This is a genomic window from Plantibacter sp. MCCC 1A11337 (assembly GCF_013349365.1).
Taxonomy (GTDB): Bacteria; Actinomycetota; Actinomycetes; order Actinomycetales; family Microbacteriaceae; genus Plantibacter; species Plantibacter flavus_A.
Genome location: NZ_JABJWX010000005.1, coordinates 92,960 through 117,407, shown reverse-complemented (window position 1 = coordinate 117,407; position 24,448 = coordinate 92,960). Strand labels below are relative to the sequence as shown.

The 24,448-nt window shown below is 70.0% G+C and carries 25 protein-coding genes; 12 read left to right on the top strand and 13 right to left on the bottom strand.

What is annotated here, in order from left to right; translation table 11 throughout:
• Nucleotides 1–114: 114 nt before the first annotated feature.
• The 7 genes from HOW07_RS17100 to HOW07_RS17070 all read right to left on the bottom strand — a co-directional run bounded on the left by HOW07_RS17100 (nt 115) and on the right by HOW07_RS17070 (nt 7,253).
• Nucleotides 115–1,314: an acyl-CoA dehydrogenase family protein gene (locus HOW07_RS17100; protein WP_175117962.1), complete on the bottom strand. Its 1,200-nt coding sequence runs from the start codon at nt 1,312–1,314 to the stop codon at nt 115–117.
• On the bottom strand, nt 1,311–2,492 hold the full coding sequence (locus tag HOW07_RS17095) for a hypothetical protein (protein ID WP_175117961.1): 1,182 nt from the start codon (nt 2,490–2,492) through the stop codon (nt 1,311–1,313). Before HOW07_RS17095 ends, HOW07_RS17100 begins: the two co-directional genes overlap by 4 nt.
• Nucleotides 2,489–3,154, bottom strand: a complete 666-nt coding sequence (locus HOW07_RS17090; protein ID WP_071260563.1) for a methionine ABC transporter permease — start codon at nt 3,152–3,154, stop codon at nt 2,489–2,491. The genes HOW07_RS17095 and HOW07_RS17090 overlap by 4 nt, the downstream gene beginning before the upstream one ends.
• The gene (locus HOW07_RS17085; RefSeq protein ID WP_175117960.1) at nt 3,147–4,331 is read right to left on the bottom strand and encodes a methionine ABC transporter ATP-binding protein; all 1,185 of its coding nucleotides are present in this window, start codon (nt 4,329–4,331) and stop codon (nt 3,147–3,149) included. The genes HOW07_RS17090 and HOW07_RS17085 overlap by 8 nt, the downstream gene beginning before the upstream one ends.
• A 100-nt stretch (nt 4,332–4,431) precedes the next feature.
• A complete protein-coding gene (locus HOW07_RS17080) occupies nt 4,432–5,412 on the bottom strand; it encodes a MetQ/NlpA family ABC transporter substrate-binding protein (RefSeq protein WP_175117959.1) in 981 nt (326 codons plus the stop codon).
• Between the two features lie 220 nt (nt 5,413–5,632).
• Nucleotides 5,633–5,860: a hypothetical protein gene (locus tag HOW07_RS17075; protein ID WP_175117958.1), complete on the bottom strand. Its 228-nt coding sequence runs from the start codon at nt 5,858–5,860 to the stop codon at nt 5,633–5,635.
• Nucleotides 5,861–5,981: 121 nt separating this feature from the next.
• On the bottom strand, nt 5,982–7,253 hold the full coding sequence (locus HOW07_RS17070; RefSeq protein ID WP_175117957.1) for a hypothetical protein: 1,272 nt from the start codon (nt 7,251–7,253) through the stop codon (nt 5,982–5,984).
• Between the two features lie 142 nt (nt 7,254–7,395).
• Here HOW07_RS17070 and HOW07_RS17065 point away from each other — a divergent pair, with 142 nt between their 5' ends.
• Nucleotides 7,396–8,778, top strand: a complete 1,383-nt coding sequence (locus HOW07_RS17065) for an MFS transporter (RefSeq protein ID WP_175117956.1) — start codon at nt 7,396–7,398, stop codon at nt 8,776–8,778.
• Between the two features lie 26 nt (nt 8,779–8,804).
• Here HOW07_RS17065 and HOW07_RS17060 read toward each other — a convergent pair whose 3' ends face one another.
• A complete protein-coding gene (locus HOW07_RS17060) occupies nt 8,805–9,296 on the bottom strand; it encodes a MarR family transcriptional regulator (RefSeq protein WP_121292340.1) in 492 nt (163 codons plus the stop codon).
• Nucleotides 9,297–9,334: 38 nt separating this feature from the next.
• Here HOW07_RS17060 and HOW07_RS17055 point away from each other — a divergent pair, with 38 nt between their 5' ends.
• The gene (locus HOW07_RS17055; protein WP_175117955.1) at nt 9,335–9,577 is read left to right on the top strand and encodes a hypothetical protein; all 243 of its coding nucleotides are present in this window, start codon (nt 9,335–9,337) and stop codon (nt 9,575–9,577) included.
• 80 nt (nt 9,578–9,657) lie between these two features.
• Complete coding sequence (locus tag HOW07_RS17050) at nt 9,658–10,695, top strand: DUF418 domain-containing protein (protein WP_175117954.1); 1,038 nt, start codon at nt 9,658–9,660, stop codon at nt 10,693–10,695.
• A gap of 58 nt (nt 10,696–10,753) precedes the next feature.
• Here the strand turns inward: HOW07_RS17050 and HOW07_RS17045 are convergent, their stop codons facing one another.
• Complete coding sequence (locus tag HOW07_RS17045) at nt 10,754–11,551, bottom strand: NmrA family transcriptional regulator (RefSeq protein WP_175117953.1); 798 nt, start codon at nt 11,549–11,551, stop codon at nt 10,754–10,756.
• Nucleotides 11,552–11,630: 79 nt separating this feature from the next.
• Between HOW07_RS17045 and HOW07_RS17040 the strand changes: the two genes are divergently transcribed.
• The 4 genes from HOW07_RS17040 (at nt 11,631) to HOW07_RS17025 (ending at nt 15,494) form a co-directional block, all read left to right on the top strand.
• Complete coding sequence (locus HOW07_RS17040) at nt 11,631–12,044, top strand: helix-turn-helix domain-containing protein (RefSeq protein WP_175117952.1); 414 nt, start codon at nt 11,631–11,633, stop codon at nt 12,042–12,044.
• A gap of 39 nt (nt 12,045–12,083) precedes the next feature.
• A complete protein-coding gene (locus HOW07_RS17035) occupies nt 12,084–12,485 on the top strand; it encodes an MmcQ/YjbR family DNA-binding protein (protein WP_175117951.1) in 402 nt (133 codons plus the stop codon).
• 88 nt (nt 12,486–12,573) lie between these two features.
• Nucleotides 12,574–14,088 carry a hypothetical protein gene (locus HOW07_RS17030; RefSeq protein WP_175117950.1) on the top strand — a complete coding sequence of 505 codons (1,515 nt, stop codon included), beginning with the start codon at nt 12,574–12,576 and terminating at the stop codon, nt 14,086–14,088.
• A 23-nt stretch (nt 14,089–14,111) separates the two neighbouring features.
• Nucleotides 14,112–15,494, top strand: coding sequence for an LLM class flavin-dependent oxidoreductase (locus tag HOW07_RS17025; protein WP_121292352.1), 1,383 nt, complete (start codon nt 14,112–14,114; stop codon nt 15,492–15,494).
• A 101-nt stretch (nt 15,495–15,595) separates the two neighbouring features.
• Here HOW07_RS17025 and HOW07_RS17020 read toward each other — a convergent pair whose 3' ends face one another.
• The 3 genes from HOW07_RS17020 to HOW07_RS17010 all read right to left on the bottom strand — a co-directional run bounded on the left by HOW07_RS17020 (nt 15,596) and on the right by HOW07_RS17010 (nt 19,743).
• On the bottom strand, nt 15,596–16,837 hold the full coding sequence (locus HOW07_RS17020) for an acyl-CoA dehydrogenase family protein (protein ID WP_175117949.1): 1,242 nt from the start codon (nt 16,835–16,837) through the stop codon (nt 15,596–15,598).
• A 171-nt stretch (nt 16,838–17,008) separates the two neighbouring features.
• A complete protein-coding gene (locus HOW07_RS17015; RefSeq protein ID WP_175117948.1) occupies nt 17,009–18,271 on the bottom strand; it encodes an acyl-CoA dehydrogenase family protein in 1,263 nt (420 codons plus the stop codon).
• The gene (locus HOW07_RS17010; protein WP_175117947.1) at nt 18,268–19,743 is read right to left on the bottom strand and encodes an LLM class flavin-dependent oxidoreductase; all 1,476 of its coding nucleotides are present in this window, start codon (nt 19,741–19,743) and stop codon (nt 18,268–18,270) included. The genes HOW07_RS17015 and HOW07_RS17010 overlap by 4 nt, the downstream gene beginning before the upstream one ends.
• A gap of 191 nt (nt 19,744–19,934) precedes the next feature.
• On the opposite strand from HOW07_RS17010, the gene HOW07_RS17005 reads away from it, so the two are divergent.
• The 5 genes from HOW07_RS17005 (at nt 19,935) to HOW07_RS16985 (ending at nt 22,427) form a co-directional block, all read left to right on the top strand.
• Nucleotides 19,935–20,471, top strand: a complete 537-nt coding sequence (locus tag HOW07_RS17005) for a TetR/AcrR family transcriptional regulator (RefSeq protein ID WP_175117946.1) — start codon at nt 19,935–19,937, stop codon at nt 20,469–20,471.
• A complete protein-coding gene (locus HOW07_RS17000) occupies nt 20,468–20,830 on the top strand; it encodes a multidrug efflux SMR transporter (RefSeq protein ID WP_175117945.1) in 363 nt (120 codons plus the stop codon). The genes HOW07_RS17005 and HOW07_RS17000 overlap by 4 nt, the downstream gene beginning before the upstream one ends.
• The gene (locus tag HOW07_RS16995) at nt 20,827–21,153 is read left to right on the top strand and encodes a multidrug efflux SMR transporter (RefSeq protein ID WP_175117944.1); all 327 of its coding nucleotides are present in this window, start codon (nt 20,827–20,829) and stop codon (nt 21,151–21,153) included. Before HOW07_RS17000 ends, HOW07_RS16995 begins: the two co-directional genes overlap by 4 nt.
• Nucleotides 21,154–21,272: 119 nt before the next feature.
• Nucleotides 21,273–21,791 carry a hypothetical protein gene (locus HOW07_RS16990; protein ID WP_121292364.1) on the top strand — a complete coding sequence of 173 codons (519 nt, stop codon included), beginning with the start codon at nt 21,273–21,275 and terminating at the stop codon, nt 21,789–21,791.
• A 96-nt stretch (nt 21,792–21,887) separates the two neighbouring features.
• Nucleotides 21,888–22,427 (top strand): AAA family ATPase, encoded by a 540-nt coding sequence (locus HOW07_RS16985; protein ID WP_071260533.1) that lies wholly within the window; start codon nt 21,888–21,890, stop codon nt 22,425–22,427.
• Nucleotides 22,428–22,555: 128 nt separating this feature from the next.
• On the opposite strand, the gene HOW07_RS16980 is transcribed toward HOW07_RS16985, so the two are convergent.
• The gene (locus HOW07_RS16980; protein ID WP_175117943.1) at nt 22,556–24,301 is read right to left on the bottom strand and encodes a hypothetical protein; all 1,746 of its coding nucleotides are present in this window, start codon (nt 24,299–24,301) and stop codon (nt 22,556–22,558) included.
• Between the last annotated feature and the right edge of the window lie 147 nt (nt 24,302–24,448).

The window sequence follows — 24,448 nt, the reverse complement described above, 5'->3', positions numbered from 1 at the left end:
TCCCCTCCGGTCCCTGAGCGTCCCTTCCGGTCCCTGAGCTTGTCGAAGGGCTCTCAGGTCTCCGCCCTTCGACAGGCTCAGGGACCGGGGTTCGGCTCAGTGACCGGTGGGGCGTCAGGCCTCGCCGGTGCTCCACCAGGAGGCGATCGGCGTCCCGTTCACGACGTGGTCGCCGATCGCCCTCGCCTTGAAGCGGGACGGGTTGTGCGAGGCGATCGTGCGGGCGTTCCGCCAGTGCCGGTCGAGCGCCCGGTGCGTCTCGACGGCACTCGCACCGCCGACGTCGAACAGGGCGGTCGCAGCCTCGAGCACGGCGGGCAGGATCACCAGCTGCGCGCGCGCCGTCGCGAGTTCGACGTCGGCGATCCGTTCCTGGACGAGATCCGGGTCGGCTCCGAGGATCGCCGCGCTCGAACGACCGAGTGCAGTCGTCGCGGCGGCCAGTGCGGCATCGGCGGCGAACGACTTCGCCGACAGCTCGCCGACGACCTCCTGCACGATCGGGTCGGCTTGGGCGGTCGCGGCCGCGCCGTGACTGTAGGTCCTGGTCCGAGTCCGGACGAACGCGCCGGCGTCGTCGACGATCGCGCGGCCGATGCCCGTCGCCGCCGCGAGCAGGACCAGCTGTACGAACGCGCCGCCATGCGAGGGGCGCTCCGGCTCGCGCCGGGTCACCGTCGACGGTTCGACGGGGACCTCGGTGAAGACGGTGGTGCCGCTGCCCGTCAGTCGCTGGCCGAACCCGGTCCAGTCGTCGATCCGATCGACACCCGCGGCGTCCGTCTCCACGAGCACCGAGACGAACTCGCCGTCCTGCTCAGCGGCGACCCCGACGAGGTCGGCGAACAGCGTCCCCGTGCTGTAGAACTTGGTCCCGTTCAGTCGGAGACCGCCCGGCGTCTCGGTGAGCCGGGTGGCGAGCGAGCCCACCTTCGCGGCCGACCGCTCGTGGCTCGCGTTGCCGACGATGGCTCCGTCGGCCAGTCGGGCCAGACGCGCTTCACGGTCCGCCGACGACGGCGTGTGCAGGGTGCGGTCGATGTAGGAGAAGTGGGAGCGGAACAGCTGCGCGAGGTTCGGGTCGCGCCTGGCCAGCTCGGCGAGGAGCTCGAACAGCTCCCCGTGCGTGGCGTCCTCGCCGCCGTACCGTCGCGGCAGCGTCACGCGGGTGAAGCCCGCCGCACGCAGCGCCTCCACCTCGGCATACGGCAGACGGCGCTCGCGCTCTCGTTCGACGGCGTCCCGCCCCAGCTCGTCGAAGAGCGGCGCGAAGCGCTGCGCCAGGTCGCGGTCGATCGTCGCCGTGTCGCTCATGCCTGCTCTCCATCCGCCGGAACGGGCTCGGTCTCGGGCCGTGCGCCCGGAGCCTGCCACTCGGGCAGGGTGCCGTTGAGCTCGAACTGCCCGAGTGCCGCCGAACGCTGCACAGCGGGATTGTGGGAGGCGATCGTCCGGACGTTCCGCCAATGCCGGTCCAGTGCGTAGGACCGGCCGACGGCGGAGGCGCCACCGACCTCGAACAGACGGCTGAGCGCGTCGAGGACGAGCGGAAGGACGACCTGTTGGACGCGGAAGACCTCCAGGAGTGCGGACCGGGCGGCGTCGGGCTCGGTGGCCGGTCCCTCCAAGGTCCGAGCAGACGTGAGGACGAGCGCGCGGGCCGTGTGCACGACGCTGCTGAGCTGGCCCACGATCGACTGCACGAGCGGATCCTCGCGCGGCAGGTGCTCACCCGCATGACCGACGGTCCGGCGTCGCGCACGCACGTAGTCGACGGTGTCCTCGAGGGCGCGCTGGGCGATGCCGGCCACCACGCCGAGGAGGATGAGCTGTTGGAGTGCGCCCGTCCGGTGCCACGCGGCCGCGTCGCCGCTGTGGACGACGAGGTCGCGCTGGTCCACCGGCACGCGGTCGAAGGTGGTCGTCCCGCTCCCGGTCAACGGCTGCCCGAAGCCGTCCCAGTCGTCCACCGAGCGGGTTCCCGGATCGTGCGCGGACACGGTCACCGCGACGCGGTCGGTCCCGTCGAGCGCGGACAGGTAGATCCAATCGGCGTAGATGCTGCCGGTGGTGTAGTACTTCGTGCCGGTCACCGTGAGCGACTCGCCGTCGCGGTCGAGGACGGTCTCGAGGTGGGCGGTCGCGTGCCGCTCCGACTGCGCGTTCCCGACCAGGTCGCCGGCGTTCAGTCGGGCGAACCAGTGCTCCCGATAGGTGTCGTCGGGGGAGGCGAGCAGTGCCTCGACGAACAGGATGTGCCCTCGCCAGACGTGCCCGAGGCTCGAGTCGGCCGCCGAGAGGTCGATGAGCCGCTCGAAGAGCTGCTCGAGGGTGAGTCCGCCACCCCCGGATGTGATGGGGACCCTGGCTGCTGCGAAGCCCAGGTGCTTCAGTTCGGCGACCTCGTCGAACAGGAGGCGCCGGTCGGTCTCGCGCGCTATGGCGCCGCCGCGGATGGCGGAGAGGAAGGAGTCGAAGTCGTCGGCGCTCATCGGTGCAGCACCCGCTTCGCCAGCACGTTGCCGAGCAACTGGGCGAGCTGCACGAGCAGGACGAGCGTGACGACCACGAGTCCGACGACGATCCAGTCGAACCGTTGGTAGCCGTAGGTCATGGCGAGGTCACCGAGGCCGCCGCCGCCGAGCACCCCGGCCACGGCCGTCGCATCGACGAGGGCGACGAGGATGTACGTCAGCCCGAGGATGAGCGGGCCGAGCGCTTCGGGCACGACGATCGTGAACAGCACCCGCACGGGGCTCGCACCCATGGCCGCGCCGGCCTCGATGGCGCCCGGTGAGACGGCGACGAGGTTCGACTCGGAGACGCGCCCGATGGCGACGCTCGCGACGAGGATGAGCGGGATCGTCGCCGGAAGCGGTCCGAGGCCGGTGCCGAACACGAGCCGTGTGAGCGGGATGAGCGCGATCGCGACGATGAGGAACGGTACCGGTCGGATGACGTTGATGATGAAGTTCAGGACGCCGAACACGACGCGGTTCTGCAGGAGGTTGCCGGGCCGGCTCGCGTAGAGCAGGAGGCCCAGCAGGATCCCGATGACCGTCGCGACGGCGAAGGAGACGGACACCATGAGGCCGGTCTCCCCGATGGCCTTGAGGAGACGCGGGAAGAACGCGTCGGGATCGAAGTCACGCATGGGTGTGCTCCTTCAGGGTGTCGGGGTCCTCGGCGAGCGGTTCATACCCTTCGACAGGCTCAGGGACCGGTGTAGGTTCAGGGACCGGTGCAGGTTCAGGGACCGGCGTGGACTCAGGGACCGGTGCAGGCTCAGCGACCGGCGCGGCCGGGGCAGGGTCGATCGCGGTGACCGTCGCCGTGGCGCGGAGCCCCGCGATGGCGGCGTCCACGCGGTCGTCCGGTCCGAGCAGCTCGACCGTGAGACTGCCGAACAGTCGCCCCTGCAGTTCGTCGACGCCGCCGAACACGACGTTGAAGTCGATGTCGTTGTCGCGGGCGACCCGCGAGAGGAACGGGTGGTTGGTGTCGCGGTCCTCGACGTGCAGCTGGACGAGGCGCCCGTGGTGCACGGCTCGGATCTTCGCGAGCACCTCCTCGGAGGGGATGTGGTGGAGCACCGACGAGACGAAGCGTCGCGCGGTCGCGGTGCGTGGCGCCGAGAACACCTCGTACACGCTGCCCTGCTCCACCACCTCGCCGTCCTCCATGACGGCGACCCGATCGGCGAGTTCGCGGATGACGTCGATCTCGTGGGTGACGAGCAGGATCGTGACGCCGTACTCCTCGTTCACCCGCCGAAGGAGTTCGAGGACCTCGCCGGTCGTCTGCGGGTCGAGGGCGCTGGTGGCCTCGTCGGAGATGAGGATCTCCGGGCGGGTGGTGAGGGCGCGGGCGATGCCGACCCGCTGCTTCTGCCCACCGGAGAGCTGCGACGGGTAGGCGAGCGCCTTGTCGCTCAGCCCGACGAACGCGAGCAGTTCTTCGACGCGGTCGAGGATCTCGGCGTCCGGCACCTTCGCGAGTTTGAGCGGGTAGGCGATGTTCTTGTAGACGGTCCGAGACTCCAGGAGGTTGAACTGCTGGAAGATCATGCCGATCCGTTGACGCGCGGCGTACAGCGCCTGCCCGGCGAGCGCGGAGATCTCGAGGCCCTCGACGACCACCCGCCCGCTCGTCGGCCGCTCGAGGGCGTTGACGGTGCGCAGGAGCGTCGACTTCCCGGCGCCGGAGTACCCGACGATGCCGAAGATCTCGCCCCGCTCGACCGTCAGGTCGACGTTCCGCAGCGCCTCGAAGGCGCGGCCCTTCACCTCGAACGTCTTGCTGACGTCCTCGAAGACGATTGCTGTGTTCATCACCTGCTCCTCTCGCGGGAGGGCCGTCCGGGAGACCCCGGACGGCCACTGCGTGGTGGCGGCCGGTCATCGTGGGAGGCGATGATCGGCCGCCATCGTCCTACTCGGCTTCGGCTTGGAGCTCGGCGAGCTTGTCGCGGAGGTCCTTCACCGGAACCTTCACGAGGATCGAGTTCCCGGCGAACTCGTCGTCGAGCGCCTCGGCGACGCGCGGGTCGGCGTAGGTGTCCTCGAGGATCTTCCAGGCCGGGTTGTCCTTGTCCTCGTCGCGGGTGGCGATGACGTTGACGTAGGGCAGGTTCTTCTCGGAGAGCGAGTCGTCGAGGAAGAGCGCGTCGTCCTTCGTGATGCCCTGGCTCGGGTCGAAGTAGGAGGTCCCGACGACGACGGCTGCGAGCGACGGGTCGTCGAACTGCTGCGGGATGCTCGTCGCCGGCAGCGGCACGAACTGGAGGTTCTTGTCGTTGGCGGTGACGTCCTCGACCGTCGGGAAGTTCCCCGCGTCCGCTGCGATCTCGATGAGTCCGGCCGCAGCCAGGATGTTCAGGGCACGACCGCCGTTGGACGGGTCGTCCGGGATCGCGATGCGCGCGCCGTCGGCGAGGTCCTCGACGTCGGTGAGCGTCTTCGAGAAGATCCCCCACTGCGTGATGACGGTCGAGAACACCGGCGTCAGGTCGGCGTCGTTCTCCGCGTTGAAGGCCGAGAGGTAGAGGATGTGCTGGAAGGCGTTCGCGTCGACGGTGCCGGCGACGAGTTCGGTGTTGGGCAGGACCCAGTCCTTCACGTTCACCCACTCGACGTCGAGGCCCTTCTCGGCGGCGACCTCCTTGACGGCGTCCTGGAACTGCGTGTCCTCGGACACCGCGATCTTCACGCTGAGACGCTCGGCGGGTGCGCCGGAACCGGTCGCCGCGTCGGCGGTCCCGTTCTGGCCACCGACGACGACCGAGACGACGACGGCGATCGCGGCGACGACGACGACCGCGACACCGCCGATCAGCAGGTTCCGGCGCTTCCGCTTGCCGGAGGCGATCGACGCCCGCAATTCGCTCGGTTCTGGTCCCGTGTGCTCACTCATGATGGTCCTCGGCTCTGTCTGTGGGTGCACTGGTGCGTGCACGGAGCCAGTCTCCACAGGCAGGCGGACGGACGCGCGTTGCGTTACCGCGGACCGTCACCGTTCGAGATGAAACGTAAACGCGCAGCACGGACGGGCGATCATCCCTAGACTGCGGCGCTCCGCACCTCCGGTCCCTGGACGCGCCTCCTCCGGTCCCTGAGCTTGTCGAAGGGTGGGGTCAAGCGGGGTGGATGAAGTTGCTGCGGCGGCGGGCGAGGCGTCGCCCGGCGAGCTGGTCGAAGATCGGGCAGTCGGGTGAGGGGAGCGGCGACCCGTGCTGGGTCGTCGCTCCGGCTAGGCGGGTCTGCTCCGGAGGAGAGGGCACCGCCCGTGCGTCGAACCCGTGGGTGAGCGTCGTGAAGATCGGGGACGGGGAGAGCGGCTGGCGCGCGGACGAGCTGGGCACGGGGTCCTCTCAGGGGTCGATTGGAAACTGCGCGATCCGGTGGGCCCGCCTCACGACAGCGATACTCATATTCTAGAACATGAATGAGGCGTGAACGGCCAGACTCGGCACGTCGCGAGGGTCACCCGACGTCGTATCGTGCCAGCGCGTCCGCGTCCTGGGCGATCCGAGAGGCCCGACGGGCGGCGTCGAGCGCCTCGACCGGATCGTCGACCGCTGCCGCCTCCGCGAGTGCGAGCTGCCGCTGTGCCTCGGCGAGGCGGGTCCTCGCGTCGGCACCGACCCTGCCTCGGTGCGCGGAGATCACGTCGACGGCGACGCGGATGTTGCTGTCCGCGGTGAACAACGCCCCGCGCATCGCCTCGCGTGCGTTGTCGAGACGTTGCTGCGTGCTGCGGGCGGTCGCGAGAGCTGCGTCGAGGTCGATGTCGGCTGCGCGAACCATCTCGAGACGTCGCATCGGATCGGGCAGGACGCGGTCGCCGTCCGGGGATGTGGTCGACTCCGCCTCCAGAAGTGCGCGGTTCGCCCGCTCGACGGCGGTCGCGATGACGGCGGCCGTCTCCGCGCGTTCCACCGTCGCACCCAACGCCTCCGCTTCGGCGATCACCGTGCGGAGCTCACGCCCCGCTGCGGCGAGTTCGGTCTCCGCCGCGGCGATGCCCGCGAGCGAACGCTCGACGGCGTCCAACCGGTCCTCCGCCTGCTGCAGCTCGCGCCCCAGGGCGTGCAGTGCCGCGGCGGCCGGTCGGCCGGTGTCGATCCGATCCTTCGTCGTCGTCGCATCGTCGGTCGCCTGGTCGACCGTGTCCTGCGCGGTCCGGCGAAGTACCCGGGCGTCCTCGACGGCGCTCGCCGCATAGCGCTCGGCCGCGGAGGCGATCGCGAGGCCGGTGGTGGTGAGTCGTTCGCGCGCGCGGTCGATACGTCGCTCGAGCTGGTCGAGGAGGTCGGGGGCCGAACGCTCCGCTCCACGGCGCTCGTCGAAGCCGCGCAGTCGGGCGCTCAGGGTGCGTTCGACGTCTTCGCAGACGCTGATGACCCGCTCGTTCCAGGCGCGACGCTGCGCCTCCGTGTCGGCGATCTCGTCCTCGAGCGACTGGCGGAGCCGGAACGCCTCCCCGAGCGCCGAGCGCGCCGAGGCGACGTCGGCGGCATACCCGCGGGCGGCTTCACGTCCGAACTCCGCTTCGGCGAATCCGACCTCGTCCTCGGCCTCGCGGACGGCGTCGTCGGTGCGGACGAGGGCGATGCCCGCCCGGCGGTGGAGGTCGTCGATGGAGGCGACGGGGGTCTTCGGATTGCGCCGACGCAGCAGGGTGACGAGCAACCAGACGATGATGCCGACGCCGCCGAACACGATGAGCGAGGGGAGCCACCACAGGTCGTCCATGGGCTCCAGTCTATGAACGCGGAACGGGCGTCGGCTGGGAAGGACGTGGCGTCGGGCGTCGGTCGTCGACGGTGTTCCGACGCCTGTCGAGCTTCCTCGGGATCGCGCTCGACACGTCGGTCCGCGGGGCTACCCTGAACCCATGACCCGCCAGCAGCGCCTCGTGCTCACGATCGCGATCCTCTCCTCGTTCGTGGCGTTCCTCGACGGCTCGGTCGTGAACGTCGCGCTCCCTGCGATGACCGAGGAACTCGGCGGTGGGCTCATCGTGCAGCAGTGGGTGGTCGACGCCTACCTGATCACCCTCGGGTCGCTCATCCTGCTCGCGGGCTCGCTCTCCGACGCGTTCGGGCGCATCCGCATCCTCCGCATCGGGCTCATCGGCTTCGGTGTCACCTCGATCCTGTGCGCGGTCGCACCGACCGCCGAGGTGCTCATCATCGCGCGGCTGCTGCAGGGTGGAGCCGCCGCGTTGCTCGTCCCGAGCTCGCTCGCCATCATCATCTCGACCTTCAGCGGCGTCGCGCAGGGCAAGGCGATCGGCACCTGGACGGCGTGGACGGGAGCCGCGGGCATCACCGGCCCGCTGCTCGGCGGCGTGCTCGTCGACACGCTGTCCTGGCGCCTCATCTTCGCCATCAACATCGTCCCGATCCTCGTGACCCTGTGGCTCATGATGCGCACCGATCGCGTACCCGAGCCGGAGCACCGTCCCCGCATCGACGTGGTCGGCGCGGTGCTCGGCGCCGTCGGGCTCGGCGGCCCTGTCTTCGCGCTCATCGAGCAGGAGCGCTACAGCTGGTCGAGCCCGATGCTGCTCGTGCCGCTCATCGGCGGGGTCGTGTCGTTCGTCGCATTCCTCTGGTGGGAGCGCCGCCACCCCGACCCGATGCTGCCGCTGTCGCTCTTCCGCGTGCGGAACTTCGGCTACGGCAACATCGCGACCGTCTTCATCTACGGTGCCCTCTCGCTCGGCTTCTTCGCCATCGCGGTCTTCATCCAGCAGACGGCGGGCTTCAGCGCCACGCTGGCGGGCATCGCGACGCTGCCGCCGACACTCGTCATGCTCGCGTTGTCATCGTGGTTCGGCAAGCTGGCCGGCAAGCACGGACCGCGGCTGTTCATGACGGTCGGACCGATCATCGCCGGCGTCGGCTTCCTCCTGATGATGGGTGCGCAGCAGGATCTGAACTACTGGGTGCAGCTGTTCCCGGGCATCCTGCTCGTCGGTCTCGGCCTCGCGATCACGGTCGCGCCGCTCACCGCGGGCATCCTCGGATCGATCGACCCGGCCCATGCGGGCATCGGATCGGCGGTCAACAACGCGGTGTCGCGCGTCGCGGGCCTCGTGTCGATCGCGCTGGTCGGCATCATCGCCGGTGGCGCGCTCGGCGTCGACGGGTTCCCGCGGGTGGTCCAGGCGACCGCCGTGTTCATGTTCGTCGGTGGCGTGGTGTCGTTCGTCGGCATCCGGAACCCGCGGACCGCGACCGCACCGGAGACGACGACCTCGTCGCAGGCCTGACGACCTCGCCGGTGCCGGGATCTCGATCAGAGCGGGTCGGCACCCGTGACGGCGGGCGCGGTGGTGGCCGCCCCGATCACCGCGTGGAGCATCTCGCGGAGCTGGGTGAGGTGCTCGGCGTCCATGCGGAGCTCGTTCATGACCCGGTGCGGGATGGCCTCCGCCTGGGTGCGGAGCTCACGGCCGGCGCTGGTGAGCGAGACGTCGAGGACGCGCTCGTCGAGTCGACTGCGGTCGCGTCGGACGAGCCCGGCGGTCTCGAGGCGCTTGAGGAGCGGGGACAACGTCGCCGGCTCGAGCTGCAGTGCTCCGCCGAGGTCCTTGACCGAGCGCGGGCTGTGCTGCCAGAGCGCGAGCATCACGAGGTACTGCGGATGGGTGAGACCGAGCGGTTCGAGGATCGGTCGGTAGAGCGAGATGACGCTGCGCGACGCGACGGCGAGCGCGAAGCAGACCTGGTTCTCGAGCTGGAGCAGATCGTCGGCCGTGGCGACGGTGGTGGATTCGTTGGCGGTCACGGTCCCATCGTACCCAAATGATTAGTACACTGATCAATATGAGCGAGAAGCGATCCTTCCGGGAGTCCGTGCGCGAGGCCGGTGGTCTGTACGGCTGGGTGAACGGCCGCATGTGGAAGGTGCTCGGACCGCCACCCCTCGGTCCCTACAATGAGGAGCCGTTGCCGCCGGCCGCACAGTCGGGGTGCCCGATCTGCGGCCATGCCATGTCGGAGCACATCGTGGACCGCACGACCGGCCCGCGCACGCAGCTGCACTGCCCGAAGGCCCCGGTCGCCTGAGGCGATCTCCATCCCGGGTGGCAGGACGTCATCCCGTGGGTGCATGCGGTGCCCCACCACAGCTGCTGAACTGGTGATATATGTCTCAGGTCAACATCTCCTCCGCGCCGCCGATCCCGTCCACCGACGACGCCTCATCGCGTCGGTGGCACCTCATCGACGCCCTCCGTGGGTTCGCTCTCGTCGGGATCCTCTTCGTCAACGTCCCCGACATCACACGGCTCGGCAGCGACATCCCGTTCGACCGACGACAGTCGACGCTCATGGACACCGTGCTCGAGTTCGCGGTGCAGACGCGGTTCGTCCCCATCTTCGCCTTCCTCTTCGGGCTGAGTGCAATGCTGGTGATCCAGTCCGCCCGCCGCCGCGGCACCGGCGCGCTCGTCCCGATGCTGCTGCGTCTCGGAACACTCCTCCTCATCGGGATCGCGCACGGGTTCCTCTACCCGGGGGAGATCCTCCGCGAGTACGCGATCTGCGGGATCCTCATGCTCCCCCTCATGCTGTGGTTGCCGCGCTGGGCGTTGCTCTGGTCCGGCGTCGTGCTCACCGTCGCCGCGTATGCGGTCACCGGTGGTGGCCTCACCACCCTGCCCGGACTGTTCCTCGCCGGTGCGGGGGCGGCGGCGTACGGCTTGCCGAAGGTGCTCGACGCCGGCGGACGGCCCGTGTGGATCACCTTCCTCGTGGCGACGGCCCTCGCCGTCCCGGCCATCGTGTGGCAGACCACCGAGCCCGGCGACCCACGGTTCACGAACGCCGGTGGGATCGCGGGCGGGATCCTGGCCGTCGTGTACGTCACCGGATTCGCGTTGCTCTGGCAGACACCGGTGCGTCGAGTCCTCGCAGCCGTCTTCGAACCCCTCGGCCGCATGGCGCTCACCAACTACCTCGCCGCGAGCGCCGTGTTCGTCGTCGTCGGGCTGCTCGTCCCCTTCGGGGAGATCGACGACCTGGCCGCGGTGAGCGTCGGAGCACTAGCGCTCATCGCGGTGCAGTCGGTGCTCAGTCGCCTCTGGCTGCGGCACTACCGCTACGGGCCGGTCGAGTGGGTCTGGCGGATGGCCACCTGGCGTCGCGCCGTCCCGCTGCGGGGTGCTGCGCTGCCAGCCGCCTGAGCGCTGAGTCGCCCGGTACTGCGCGGTTTCGGCTCGGATTCGTGCAGTTCCGGGCGACTCAGCGGGGTGGAAGGGAGGCGGCGGCGACCGCGACCGTGTCCGCCGGTTCGCGTCCGAGCAGGGTTCGGAGGTCGTCGCCCGCGCCGTCGAGGAATCCGAGCCGGACACCGGTGAAGATCGACATCAGCATGGCGGGTTGGAACGGCTTGAGTGCGGCCTCAGCCAGCGCCGTCCGCTGCTCGGCGAGGGAGACGGTGCGGTGCGGGACGGCCAGCCGATCGGCCACCTGCGCGGCCGTGATCGGTTCGCCCACGAGGTCGTAAGCGCGACCGACGTGGTCCGACGGGGACATCGCGACGACGGCCGCGGCTTCAGCGAGGTCGGCTCGTGCGACGGCGGCGAGCGCCCCGTCGCCGAACGCCGAGCCGAGCGAGTCGCCCGACCAGGACAGGAGCGACCCGAACAGTTCGGCGTACAGGCCGTTCCGCAGGATCGTCCAGGACAGGCTGCTGCGCTGCAGCCGACGCTCGGTCCACCGGTGCGCGAGCGCGAACGCGAGGTGGTCTCCGGCCGAGGTGAGGCTCGTGTACACGACGTGCTGCACCCCGTCCCGCTCGGCCGCGGTGATCGCCGTCTCGTGTCGGGCGATCACGACGTCGTCCTCGGCTTCGCCCGCCGATACGAGGACGAGCGTGTCGACCCCGACGAAGGAGACGGTGTCGGGGTCGTCGAAGTCGATCCGTCGTGCGCCGCCCTGTCCGCTGCGGTTGCTCGCGAGCGGTGCGGCCCCACGGGTGGTGAGCGCATCGGCGATCGCGCCGCCGAGTTGGCCGGTGGTTCCGGTGACGAGGATCATTTCAGGGCCTTTCGGTGTTCGGATTGATGACTCGGACGAGTCTGTGTCCCCTGTTCCGGCCCCACAAGAAGGCACTTCCATGTCACTCACGCACACCGCGGTAACCGCCGACCTCGAACCCTGCGGCAAGGAGGACCACCCGGACTGCGGCATACGGGACGTCCTCGACCGCATCGGAGACACCTGGTCGGTCCTCGTCGTCGTCGAGCTCGCGTCGGGTGACCGCCGGTTCCGTGAGCTCCAGCGGGCGATCGACGGGATCTCCCAGCGCATGCTGACGCTGACCCTCCGCCGCCTCGAACGCGACGGCCTCGTCGACCGGACCGTGTACCCGACGGTGCCCGCGCAGGTGTCCTATGCCCTCACCCCGTCCGGTGCGGGGCTCTCCCACCTCATCAAGACGCTCGCCGACTGGTCGCTCGAGCAGCGGCCGGTGATCGCGGCGTCGCGCTCGGCCTACGACGCCGCTCACCCGGGGCACCGCATCCGGTGAGCACTGTCGCGTGACGCCCGCGCGGAGTAGCGTCGGCGCATGGAGCATCCGATCGTGCACGAACCCGACGATCCGTTCGTCGAACGCGTCAGGCGGATCTGCCTCGCCTATCCCGAGGCCGTCGAGACGTTCGGCCACGGACGTCCACGGTTCAAGGCGGGCAAGCGTGTGTTCGTGACCGTCGGGTCGGAGATGCGCATCCCGCACAGCATCACGTTCACGCCGGCCGAGGAGGAGCGCGGCGCCTGGCTCGAGGACGAGCGGTTCTGGTCGCCGAAGTACGACGGCCCGTCGGGCAAGCTCGCGTTCGACGCCGGTCTCGACGGCGAGAGCGGACGCACGCTCGGCGACGTCGACTGGGCGCTCATCGCCGAGTTGATCGACACCTCGTACCGGCAGGTCGCCCTCCAGCGCCAGCTCCGCGCACTCGACGCGCGCTGACGGCGAAGACGACCTCGATCCGCCGGGTGTCAGCGTGCCAGACTGACGACCGGGTGAGCCGTGCGCTGCGGTTCGAGGACGGGGAGCTGTGAGCGACGACGGATCCGGCATGCAGACCGCCGATGCCGAGCCTGACGCGGCGGCGTTCGGGAGGCCGACGCCGGCCGGGCGAGCAAGAGTCGAACGCCTCGCAGTGGGGCTCTCGCGCATGAGCGCTTACCTGCGGCGGAGCGCCGTGCTCGCCGCATCGACGACCGTGGTGGTCTCGGTCGTCGTCGGTGTGATCGCCGCGTGGGGGATCCTCGCGCGGCAGATGAAGTACCGCGACGGTGACGGGTACCGGATCACGGGAGGCGGCAACCCGGCGACGTGGTCCGACGCAGTCTCCTTCTCAACGGCGGGCGAGTGGTACAGCGTCCTCGGCGCCATCGGCACCTACCTGTGGTTCGCCCTCGCGGTCGTGCTCCTCCTCGTGCAACCGGCGACCGAGCTCGGCGGACGATGGGCCAGGTCTCGCGGATTCGGTGCGCTCTTCGGACTCGTCCCGGTGGCCGTCGTCGGCCTCGTGATCTGCGTCGTTGCAGCGCTCCGGATTGACGGGAGCAATTCGCCCGGTTGGCTCGTGAGTTGGACCTCCTTCGGGACCGTCGTCTGGTTGGCGGTGGTCTACGGGCTGCCGATCCTGATCGTCGTCGCGGCGATCGTCGGCCTCGCGGCGCTCGCCGACCGCGAGGGACATCGTCGGTTCCTGCTCGTCCTCGCCGCCGTCCTCGCGGTCGCGGTCGTCGCCGGATCGATCGGATTGTTCCGCCCGCCCGCGCTCAAACCGGTCGCCGGACCGCCCATCGGTGGGGAGGCCGCGGCGTTCACGCAGGCCCTTGAACCGCTCGACGGCGTGGCGTCCGTCGAGGTCCTCGGTGCGGGCGCGACGATCCTGATGGCCGCCGACGCCGGCGCCGACGAGGTGCTCGCCGCCGCCCTGGTCGCGCGTCAGGTCGCCCAGGAGCAAGCCGCCGCAGCGCAGGATGCCGGGCTCCAGCCCTCCCTCGTCATGGTCGTCCTCGCCCGCGAGTCGAGCAACACCGATCGCGCCGCCGACGACCCGCAGGCGGCGCCCTGGCGGTTGCAGCTCGTCCCCTCCGAGTTCCCGGCGGAGACCCTGGCCACCCAGGTGGATCGACTGCTGCGCGCGGAGGCGCTCGGCGTCCAGATGGTCATCACGGGCGATCGGCCTGCGATCACTGTCCCGTCGATCGCAGCGTTGCCGGGCGTCGTCGCCGCCTTGGCCGAGATCGCCCCCGACGGGGCCTACGTCTCGGTCCCAGAACGGTTCTCGATGGTCTTTGACCCGCTCGAGCTGGGCCCGGCGATGGTCGAAGCGATCGTCGGTGTCGTCGTCGCGAACCCGAACGCGGAGTTCGAGCTCACAGCACAGCCGAAGCTCTACGTGAACCACGTGACCCCCGAGGCCGCAGCCGCGATCGACGCGATCCTCCGGGACCCGGCGCTTGCCGGGACGAGCCCGTCGGGCTACCCCGCCGAGTACCAGATCCACACGATCGGCCCCGACGGCGACGTGTACCTCGAGGGCACCTTCGGCTGAGCCGCTGCCGGTAGCGTGAGGGGATGACCGCCGCTCAGTCCTCCCGCCTCCAGTTCGGTGCCTTCGTGATGAACACGGGCTCCCACATGCAGCACGGCCTCTGGCGCCACCCGGACGCGAAGCAGCACACCTTCGACGACGTGAACCTCTGGGTCGACCTCGCGAAGACGCTCGAGCGCGGCCGATTCGACACGATCTTCTTCGCCGACGTCGTCGGGGTCTACGGCGGTGCCGGGGCGTCCTTCGACGTGAACGCACGCGAGGGCATGCAGCTGCCGAGCAACGATCCGTCCATGCTGCTGTCGGCGCTCGCGATCAGCACCGAGCACCTCGGGCTCGCGTTCACCTCGTCGATCCTGCAGGAGCACCCGTTCACCTTCGCCCGGAAGATCTCGACGATCGACCACGCGTCCGGCGGGCGGGTCGGCTGGAACATCGTCACGAGCTTCCTCGAGAACGCCGCGCGCAACTACGGGCTCGACCGTCTCGTCGAGCACGACGAGCGGTACGCGTGGGCCGAGGAGTACGTGGCGGTCGTCGGCAAGCTCTGGGAGGGGTCGTGGGACGACGGTGCACTCCTCGCCGACAAGGCCAGCGGCGTCTTCGCCGACCCCGCCAAGGTGCACCGGATCGACCACGTCGGCGAACGGTACCGTGTGGAAGGCCCGCACCTGTCGTCGCCGTCGCCGCAGCGCTCGCCGCTCCTGTTCCAGGCCGGGTCGTCCGGTGCGGGGAAGGCATTCGCCGCGAACTACGCCGAGGTGCAGTTCATGATGGCGCCCAGCATCGAGGCGGCGCGGGCGTCCGCGGAGTCGACGCGCGCGCTCGTCGCCGAGACCGGCCGCGACCCGCGCGACGTCAAGTTCTGGCAGGCGATGTCGTTCATCGTCGGCAGCACCGAGGAGGAGGCGAAGCGTATCGAGGCCGAGTACGACGAACTCCTGTCGGCCGACGCCTTCCTCGCGCACTCGAACCTCGGCACCGACCAGGCGACTGGGAAGCCGATCGACCCGGACACTCCGCTGAAGGACGTCGAGACCCAGGGCGGGCACAGCATGCTCGAGGCACTGAAGGCCCTCTCGCCGGACCGCGAGCCGACCGTCCGCGACCTCGCGAAGCTCACCGCGAAGCTGCGTGGCCGCGTGGTCGGCACGCCGGAGCAGATCGCCGACCACCTGGCCGAGTGGCGCGCGGCCGGGATCGACGGGATCAACGTCGCCAACTGGATGATCCCGCACTCCTACGAGGTCTTCGTCGACGAGGTCATGCCGGTGCTGCAGGAGCGCGGGCTCGCCCAGCGCGAGTACGCGCCGGGAACGCTCCGCGAGAAACTCTTCGGCGCGGAGCCCACCCTCCCGGAGACGCACCCGCTGCGCGCCTACCGCGGCGCGTTCGCCGACCGCTGACCCGCGCCCGCACGGCAGCAGGACACCCGCTCGAGGACCGGACGTTTCGACGCGGAATGTCCTGCTCTCGAGCGGGTGTCCTGTTCTCGTGCGGCGGCGGGCTACTCCGGCTTGGCCGTGCCGACGGCCCAGACGAAGGGCGGCGGGGTGCCGTTGATGGACCAGTCGCCGACGATGCGCGTCTTGTAGATCACCGGGTTGTGCGACGCGACCGTGCGGGCGTTGCGCCAGTGGCGGTCGAGGGCGCTCGCGCGGCTGACGGCCGAGGCCCCGAGCGTGTTGAACAGCAGCGTCGCGGCGCGTGGCACGAGCTCCGAGAGCACCACCTGCGCCTGGGCGGAGCGGATCTCGGCCTCGATGTTCGCCTGCAGGTCGTCCGCGGAATCCCGGTCGGCGGCCGTCTCCGACGCACGCTCGATCGCCGCGGCGACCCCGAGGACGGTCTGCTTCGCGACGAAGGCGATCGACGAGATCTCGCCGACGACCGCCTGGATCTGCCCGTCGTCCTTCACGAGCGACGCGAGACCATGCGTGTAGACGCGGGTGCGCGCACGGATCTGCTCCCCGGCGTCGCGCTCGACCGCCGCCGCGATCCCCGCGTGCACCGCGATGAGCACGTGCTGGTAGAGCGCCGTCTGGTAGCGGAACCGGTCGGTGAAGGGGTGCAGCTGGTCGGCGTCGACGACGGCGTCTTCGAACACGATCGTCCCCGTGCCGGTGAGCTGCTGCCCGAAGCCGTCCCAGTCGTCGGCGATCGTCACACCCAGCTGGTTCGTGCGCACGAGCACGGTGACCTCGGTGTCGGGCTGCTCGTCGACGACCAGGCGCGCGGTGGCGTCCGTCCAGTCGGCGTAGATGCTGCCCGTCGTGTAGAACTTGCGGCCGTTGACGACGTAGCGGCCGTCGCGCTCGGTGACGATCGTTCCGGAGACGCCGAGCGCGCCCGAGCCGACCTCGCTCCAGGCGTTGCCGACGATCTCACCGGCGACGAACCGCTCGAGCCAGGCGGTGCGGCGGTCGCTCGGGGCCGCGACCAGCTGGTCCTCGACGAGGGCGATGTGGCCGCGGAAGATCTGCGGGAGGTTCGAGTCCGCCGCTGCGAGCTCGATCAGGAGCTCCGTGAACTCCGGGAAGGTGAGTCCCGAACCGCCGAACTCGGCGGGGACCCGGAGCGCGCCGAAGCCGGCGGCGGCGAGCTTCCGCACCTCGTCCCGCGGGAGCCGGTGCTCGAGTTCGCGTTCCACGGCGCCTGCCTGGATCTCGGCGAACAGCGGCAGGAGCAGCTCCCGCGCGGCCGCGAAGCCGATCGGGCGGGCGGTGGTGGAGGTGGTGGCGGAGGTCATGTGGTTCCGTTCCGGAGGCGGCGGTGGGCTGGTCGTGTGGTGGGCCCTTCGACAGGCTCAGGGACCGGTGGAGGTGCTCAGGGACCGGTGGCTGGTTCGGTCCTTGAGCTGGGGTCCGGTTCCTGAGCCTGTCGAGGGGCCCTTCGACAAGCTCAGGGACCAGACGAGCCCCTAGGTGTAAAGCGAGATCGGCTGCAGCTCGCCGTTCAGGTGGTTCGCACCGACCTCGAGCTTCTTGTAGTCGACCGGATCGTGGAGGGAGTGCGTGCGCACGTTCCGCCAGAACAGGTCGAGTCCCACGGAGGCCTTCGCCGAGCTGGACCCGGTGACCTCGAAGATGCGGTTCGCGACCTCGATGCCGAGCTCGGTGGAGACGACCTTGAGCTTGGCGATCTCGATGGCGATGGCGCCACGGTCTTCCGCGGTCACCGCCGCTCCCCGCTCGATGATGCGGTCGAAGCGGGCGTTCGTGCGGTCGGCGAGCGCCTCGACGGCGGCGATCGACGACACGAACTCGCCGATGACGCGCTGAACGAACGGGTCGTCGCGGTACGTCTCGGCGTGGCTGAGGAACCAGGCGTTCTTCCGCGCCCGGACGAGTTCCGTGCCCTGCGCGAGCGCACCCTCCGCGATGCCGAGGTAGAGGTTGCCGAACGCGAGCTGGATGCCGGGCGTCACGAGTGAGGAGAACGGTTCGTCGCCGACGGTGCCGAGGATGTCCGCCTGCTCGACGAGCACGTCCTCGAACCGCACGGACCCCGAGGCGGAGAGCCGCTGGCCGAGCGCGTCCCAGTCGCCGAGGTAGGCGATGCCGGCGCGGTCGTGGTCGAGGACGAACTGGAAGATCGTGCCGTCGTGGTCGCCACCGCGGACGACCGCGTTGACGAGGATGACGTCGCCGGCCGAGGCGCCCGTCGAGAATCGCTTGAGCCCGTTGAGGCGGAACGCGTCGCCGTCTTGCGTGAGCGAGAGGTCGGGGTCCGTCGGGTTCACGGAGTCTCCCCAGATCCACCGGCCTTCCACGGTCTTGCGGTGCCACTCGGCCTGCGTGGACGGGTCGGCGGTGAAGCCGATGTTGCCCGCGTTGATGTAGTGGTAGGCGAGCAGCTGGCCGATGGAGGCGTCGACGCGCGACAGGATGCGGACGACCCTGAAGGCGCTCTCCCAGTGGCCGCCACCGCCGCCGAACTCGGCGGGGTCGAGCAGGTTGACGAGGCCCGACTCGCGGAGGAGGTCGAGCTCGGTGGTGGGGTCGAGGTTCGCGCGGTCGCGTTCGAGGACGTCGACGGCGAGCTTGGTGGCGACCTCGGTGGCGACGGCGTCCCAGTGCGCGAGCTCGGCGTCGTCGGCGGTACCGGACCAGTGGGTGCGCCTCTCAAGGACCGGCTGCCCGGTCACTGAGCCGGTCGAAGTGCTGATCGTGTCGGTGCTCATGCGGAGGCTCCTTCGGTGGCGTAGACGTTGTCGTCTGCCGCGTCGGCGTTGTCGGTGTCGAAGAGGGAGGGTGCCGTGTCGTCGGCGGCGGACGGCTGCCCGACGTAGGCGCCGCGGTACCGGTGGGCCGGGTGCCACTCGGGCACGACGGGGGAGCCGGTGCCGTTCAGGCGGCCGCGCAGCGTCCCCTCCGGGTACTCGTCCCAGACCCGGCCACGACGACGCAGCTCGGGCACGAGCAGGTCGACGACGGCCTCGAAGGTGCCGGGCGTGATGACGTAGGCGAGGTTGAAGCCGTCGGTGCCGGCGACGTCGATCCAGCGCTCGATCTCGTCGGCGACGGTTGCGGCACTGCCGACGAACACGGGACCGATGCCGCCGATGCCGATGTAGTGGGCGATGTCGCGCGGCGTCCACTCGCGCTCCGGGTCGGCGAGCGTGAAGATCGCGAGCGCCGAGCGGGCCGCATCGGTGTCGACGTACTTGAGCGGCTTGTCGGGGTCGAACGACGAGAGGTCGAGGCCTGACCAGCCGCCGTAGAGGGTGAGGGCGCCGTCGAGCGAGATGTACTGCTGGTACTCCTCGTACTTGGCCTGCGCCTCCTCGTCGGTCTCGGCGACGATCGCCGTGGCGAGGGTGAGGATCTTCACGCTGTCGCGCGGGCGGCCGAGGGCCTCGGCGCGGTCGCGGATGTCGTCGGTCGTCTTGCGCGTCAGCTCCGGGACGAGCCCGTTGATGAACACCGCCTCACCGTGCGTGGCCGCGAACTGGCGACCGCGGGCCGAGGCGCCGGCCTGGAAGATGACGGGCGTGCGCTGCGGCGACGGCTCCGAGAGGTGGATGCCGGGCACCTGGAAGTGCTCGCCCCGGTGGTTGATGGGGTGCACCTTGGTGGGGTCGGTGTAGACGCCGTTCTCCCGGTCGATGACGACCGCGTCGTCCTCCCAGGAGCCCTCCCACAGTTTGTAGGTGACGTCGAGGAACTCCTCGCCGATGCCGTACCGGTCGTCGTGCCTGATCTGGGTGGTGAGGCCGAGGTTGCGGGCGGCGGAGTCGAGGTAGGAGGTGACGACGTTCCAGCCGACGCGCCCCTTCGTGAAGTGGTCGAGCGTCGAGAAGCGGCGGGCGAGGGCGTACGGCAGCTCGTAGGTGGACGCGACGGTGACGCCGAAGCCGAGGTGCTCGGTCGCCTTCGCCATGGCCGACACCTGGATGATCGGATCGCCGACGGGCAGCTGCGCCGAGTCGATGAGCGCGGGCGCGGAGGAGTGACGGTAGACGTCGTAGATGCCGACGACGTCCGCGATGAACAGGGCGTCGAAGGTGCCGCGCTCGAGGAGCTTGGCGAGGTCGATCCAGTAGTCGATGTCGTTGTAGCGGTGCGCCTGATTGTCGGGATGCTTCCACAGGCCGGGCGCCTGATGGGTCACGCAGCTCATGTCGAACGCGTTGAGGATGATGCGCTTGCTCACAGGGATACCACCGGGTCGTCTCGTCGAGGCTGGGTCCGACGGCGATCACGGCGCCGTCCAGCACGACGGTACTCGGGGGCTCGGGTGCTCGCGAGGGGCCCGAAACAGAGCGTCACATGGGCCGCCGGGCCTCCGTTCCTCACGGTTCGTTCCCAGAGTTACTTCACCTTACGTAAGGTAAAGTAACTGCCATGAGACCCAGTGCACGGAACGAGATCCTCGATGCGGCCGTCCGCGTCGTCGACGCCTCCGGAGAGGCCGACATCACCTACGAGGCGGTGGCGCAGGAGGTCGGTCTGACGAAGGCCGGGCTGCGCTACCACTTCCCCTCACGGGACGCGATGATGATCGCGGTGATCGAGCACGTCGTCGACCGCTGGCAGCGCGAGCTCGTGGAGGAGCTGGGGGCGCCACTCGAGACGTCGACGCTCGAGGAACGGGTGCGGGCCTTCGTCGCCTTCGCCGGGGAGGGCGGTGCGAGCCAGGGCGAGTTCGTCGTCTTCGCCGAGGCGGTCAGGCGTCCCGAACTCGCCGCTCCCTGGCTCGAGTACCTTCGCACCTGGTTCGGTTTCGGTGAGGACACCGATTCGACCTCCCTCCTCCTCGTCTGGTTGGCGGCGAACGGTCTCTGGATCGCCGAGGCGACCGGCATCCTCGACGTCGGCCGCGACCAGCGCGCCGACCTCGTCTCGCGACTCCTGGCCCTCGCTGGAGGTGAACCCCGATGAAGAAGTGGCTGATCCTCTCCGCCGCCATCCTGCTGGAGGTCACGGCGACCCTCTCGCTCCGTGGCGCCATCGAGAACCCCTGGTGGTCGATCCTCGCGGTGGCCGGATACGCGGGCGCGTTCGTCGCCCTGTCGCTCCTGCTCCGGATGGGCGTGCCGATCGGGGTGGTCTACGGCATCTGGGCTGCGGCCGGCGTCGCGCTCACCGCGGTGCTCGCGTCGCTCGTGTTCGGCGAGCAGTTCACCTTCATGATCGGGCTCGGCATCGCGATCGTGATCGCCGGCGTCGTGCTCGTGGAGACGGGCCACGCGCCGGAGTCGCCGAAGCCCGCCGCGACGAACGAGGAGGTCGGCGCATGACCTGGTTGCTCCTGGCCGGTGCCATCGTCACCGAGGTCGCGGCGACGCTCTCCCTGCGCGCCTCGGAAGGCTTGCGCAAGAAGCGCTGGATCGCTCCCGTCGCCGTGTTCTACGTGACCGCCTTCGGGTTGCTGACCATCGCACTCGTGAACGGGATGCCAGTCGGGATCGCCTACGGGATCTGGGCCGCCTGCGGGGTCGCCCTCACGGCCATCGGTGCGCGCGTGCTCTTCAAGGAGAAGCTGACGCCGAAGATGATCGTCGGCATCGGCCTGATCGCGGTCGGTGTGCTCGTCATCGAGCTCGGTTCGCAGGCGCACTGACCCACGCGGATCGCTCCCGCGCGCGAGGGTGGGGAGCGGCACCCATTGAGCGTGGGGCAAGACTGAGGCATCCTCGTCCTGGGCGAACCGCCCGCAATCGACAGCCTTGGGGGGCTCCTGTGGACAGCAACGTGCTCGCGATCATCGCCATTCTCGTCCTGCTCGCCATCGTCGGGCTGGGGGTGTTCAAGGGACTCGGCCGCCGGAAGCTGCGTGAGACGGCGACGAACCGTCGCGCCACCAAGGTGCCGGAGATGCTGCAGGAGTTCGGGCGCTCGGTCGTCCTCGGCACGGACCCCGCCGGTGCGACCGCGCTCATCGAGGGGCTGCCGAAGCGCAAGGCCAAGTCGTTGCGGCCCGGCGTGTGGGGCATCGACTACGTCGCCAAAGACGACGTCACGATCGAGGTCCAGTCGACGGGCGCAGGTTCCGAGGTGGTGGTGACGTCGCTCACCGAGTACCTCGGCTTCCCGCAGGGCCTCGACGGCTGGCAGCGCTTCGCCACGCAGCTGGAGGAGGCCGCGAAGGCGCAGGGTGTCCCGGTGCAGCGTGGTGCTCGGGCGTTCCAGTACCTGCCGGCACCCGCGAACACCCTCGACAAGGCGCGCTGGGTGCTCGCCAAGGTCGTCGCTCGATGAGTCACCTCCCCTGAATCGCGTCGGCGCTCATTCACCCCTCCGCAGGAGCGGTGGAGGCACCAGCACCGTCGTGGCCGCGACCGATACCATCGGGCAATGCCCATTGCCAGGTTCGACACCGTCCTGATCAATGGCAGCGTGGGCACCGGGAAGACCTCCGCTGCCGAGGCAGTCGGTGAGGCGTTGCAGCGATGCGGCGTTTCAGGCGCGGTCATCGACGTCGACTGGTTGCGCCGGTCCTGGCCTGCACCGGAGGGCGACCCGTTCCGGACCGCTCTCGCTCTCGAGAATCTGCAGGCGATCACCGCGAACTTCCGGCGCGCCGGCGCAGCGGTCGTCGTCGTCGCCACGGTGATGGAGACGCCCGACCAGCTGCAACGCACCACCGTCGCCCTCGGCTCCCCGAGGCCGCTGCACGTGCGCCTGACCCTGGATCCGGACGTCGCGCGCTCGAGGTTGGCCGGACGCCACGGTGACGACGAGGCGGCGCTCAGCTGGCACACGCGGCGTCACCCCGAACTGGCGGGCGTCCTCGAGCGGGCCGGATTCACCGACGACATGCGCATCGACACGACTCACAAACGGCCCAGGGAGGTCGCTCGAGAGATCCTCTCGGCAATCATCGCCGGTCCCTGAGCTTGTCGAAGGGCTGGGAGCCCTCGTCTGGTCCCTGAGCCTCCCTCCGGTCCCTAAGCCTCCCTCCGGTCCCTGAGCCTCCCTCCGGTCCCTGAGCTTGTCGAAGGGCCCGCCGATCGCCCGCTCGCCTACAGGTTCCCGAGGTAGGCCAGGCGCTCGCCGCCGAGCTCGATCGCCAGCGCCCGCTGCCGCTTCACCCGTCGCCATCGAACGACGAAGAGCACCGTCCCGACGGCCGTGAGGACGAGGCTGACGCCGAGCATGATCGGTCCGGTCGCGCCCAGCTCCTCCGGGTCGATGGAGAGCAGTGCACCCGCGAGGACCCCGACGCCGCCGACGCAGGTGCCGAAGTACGCTCCGGCCGCGAACAGGCGCGAAGCGGGGATCGGGCCGAGGAAGTGCTGCAGGAGCACCGGCGGGAGCCCGCGGCGGCGTTGCTCCGGCCCGCGCCGCTCGAGCCATTCGAGGGAGAACCGCTGGGCGACGTGGATCTCCCTCGCCCGCGCGATGCCACCGACGATCCACGCGACGAACGCGAGCAGTGCCGAACCGACCACGGCGACGGCGACGAGCGCGTTCGCGTCGGACGGCAGGAGGCTGTCGATGACCCCTTCGGCGATGGCCGCCCCGAAGATCGCGAGCAGGCCGATCCCGGCGAGACCGATGAGGATCCGGTCGCAGACCTTCCGGAGGGTGCGTGCGCCGACCGTCTCCGGGATCGGTTGCAGGTGGACGACCTCGTCGTCGTCCGCGAGCCAGGAGCGGACCCGCGCCCGATCCTGTGGCGGAATCCACGATGGCAACTCGCGTCCGTCGTCCGGGCCGACGCGCTCCGCATCTCGATCGACGCGCTCTAAATCCCCATCGCCGCGCTCCGCATCCCGGTTGGCGCGCTCCGTATCCCGGTTGCCGAGCGCCCCATTCCGGTCACCGAGCTTGTCGAGGTGCACTCGGTCGCCGATCTGCTCGGCGGCCAGCCGGGCCGGGTCGTCCGGTCGACGGAACCGGTCGTCGTCTGTGTCGTCGTCGTCGACCGCCGTCGCCTCGTCCTCATCCGCGACGACCGACCCGTACTGCGGCGCAGGCGGCACGAGGGGAGTGGGGTTCGAGGCTTCGGGCGCCGCCGGAGCGATGTCCTGATGCGCGCGCACGACGTCCTCCACTGCGCCCTGGGCGGCCCGCATCGCTTCGTCCCGGATGCTCCGGCCGAGCGGCCCCGCGGCCTGGACCACCGCTTCGAGCAGTTTCACGTCGCCGGTGGACTCCGTAGCGGCGATGCAGTCGGCGATGAACCCGCGTCGACCGATCATCACATCCGAGCCCTTCCCAGCGAGTGAGCGGGAGATGCGTTCCCGGCCGACGTCGAGTGGATCCTGGCCGGTGTCGTCGGGGATGCCGCTGCCGGCGATGAGTGCGACGAGCGGCACGAGGTCGGAGGTGGGGAGGCTGCGGAGCCACCCGCCGTTCACGATGATGCGGGCTCGGGCTCCGGTGTCGGTCGTGAGTCGCAGGCTGAGGGCGGGCGTGGTGGCGGCGGGATTGCGGGTGAGGAGTTCGCCGCTCACGATCGAGCGCAACGGGATCGTTTCGCCCCGGAGGAGCGCGGTGCCGCGGCCGACGTCGACGCCGACCGGGCGGAAGGCGGTCCGAAGGTAGGACAGGCAGATGCCGGCGGTGATGACGAAGAAGACCGGGATGACGATGAGTGCTGTGCGCGCGATGTCGAAGATGCCGTCGATGACGCTGCCGGTGATCCAGCCGAGGACGCCGCCGAGGATGCCCGACAGGATCACGATGAGGACGAGGTTTGCCTGCACGGGCGGTCGGCCGATCATCGTGAAGCCGTCGTTCGTCGGTCCTGGTGCTGCGCTCACGTCGTCCTCTCGGCAGGTGGTCGCATCGACTGTTCCACGTCGGCGCCCGTCGTGTCGATGGGGAGCCCCTCCGTGGTCTCCGAGCCGTACTCGCCCCTGAGTCACCTCCTCCGGTCCCTGAGCCACCTCCTCCGGTCCCTGAGTCAC

Bases quoted from the DNA above. Each gene is read 5' to 3' on its own strand.
- HOW07_RS17040 (WP_175117952.1), top strand. From the start codon at position 11,631: ATGTCACTCACGCACACCGCGGTAACCGCCGACCTCGAACCCTGCGGC.
- HOW07_RS17005 (WP_175117946.1), top strand. From the start codon at position 19,935: ATGAGACCCAGTGCACGGAACGAGATCCTCGATGCGGCCGTCCGCGTC.
- HOW07_RS17055 (WP_175117955.1), top strand. From the start codon at position 9,335: ATGAGCGAGAAGCGATCCTTCCGGGAGTCCGTGCGCGAGGCCGGTGGT.
- HOW07_RS17090 (WP_071260563.1), bottom strand. From the start codon at position 3,154: ATGCGTGACTTCGATCCCGACGCGTTCTTCCCGCGTCTCCTCAAGGCC.
- HOW07_RS17095 (WP_175117961.1), bottom strand. From the start codon at position 2,492: ATGAGCGCCGACGACTTCGACTCCTTCCTCTCCGCCATCCGCGGCGGC.
- HOW07_RS17035 (WP_175117951.1), top strand. From the start codon at position 12,084: ATGGAGCATCCGATCGTGCACGAACCCGACGATCCGTTCGTCGAACGC.
- HOW07_RS17085 (WP_175117960.1), bottom strand. From the start codon at position 4,331: ATGAACACAGCAATCGTCTTCGAGGACGTCAGCAAGACGTTCGAGGTG.
- HOW07_RS17015 (WP_175117948.1), bottom strand. From the start codon at position 18,271: ATGAGCACCGACACGATCAGCACTTCGACCGGCTCAGTGACCGGGCAG.
- HOW07_RS17050 (WP_175117954.1), top strand. From the start codon at position 9,658: ATGTCTCAGGTCAACATCTCCTCCGCGCCGCCGATCCCGTCCACCGAC.
- HOW07_RS17025 (WP_121292352.1), top strand. From the start codon at position 14,112: ATGACCGCCGCTCAGTCCTCCCGCCTCCAGTTCGGTGCCTTCGTGATG.
- HOW07_RS16985 (WP_071260533.1), top strand. From the start codon at position 21,888: ATGCCCATTGCCAGGTTCGACACCGTCCTGATCAATGGCAGCGTGGGC.
- HOW07_RS16995 (WP_175117944.1), top strand. From the start codon at position 20,827: ATGACCTGGTTGCTCCTGGCCGGTGCCATCGTCACCGAGGTCGCGGCG.
- HOW07_RS17000 (WP_175117945.1), top strand. From the start codon at position 20,468: ATGAAGAAGTGGCTGATCCTCTCCGCCGCCATCCTGCTGGAGGTCACG.
- HOW07_RS17100 (WP_175117962.1), bottom strand. From the start codon at position 1,314: ATGAGCGACACGGCGACGATCGACCGCGACCTGGCGCAGCGCTTCGCG.
- HOW07_RS17065 (WP_175117956.1), top strand. From the start codon at position 7,396: ATGACCCGCCAGCAGCGCCTCGTGCTCACGATCGCGATCCTCTCCTCG.
- HOW07_RS17070 (WP_175117957.1), bottom strand. From the start codon at position 7,253: ATGGACGACCTGTGGTGGCTCCCCTCGCTCATCGTGTTCGGCGGCGTC.
- HOW07_RS17045 (WP_175117953.1), bottom strand. From the start codon at position 11,551: ATGATCCTCGTCACCGGAACCACCGGCCAACTCGGCGGCGCGATCGCC.
- HOW07_RS17080 (WP_175117959.1), bottom strand. From the start codon at position 5,412: ATGAGTGAGCACACGGGACCAGAACCGAGCGAATTGCGGGCGTCGATC.
- HOW07_RS17020 (WP_175117949.1), bottom strand. From the start codon at position 16,837: ATGACCTCCGCCACCACCTCCACCACCGCCCGCCCGATCGGCTTCGCG.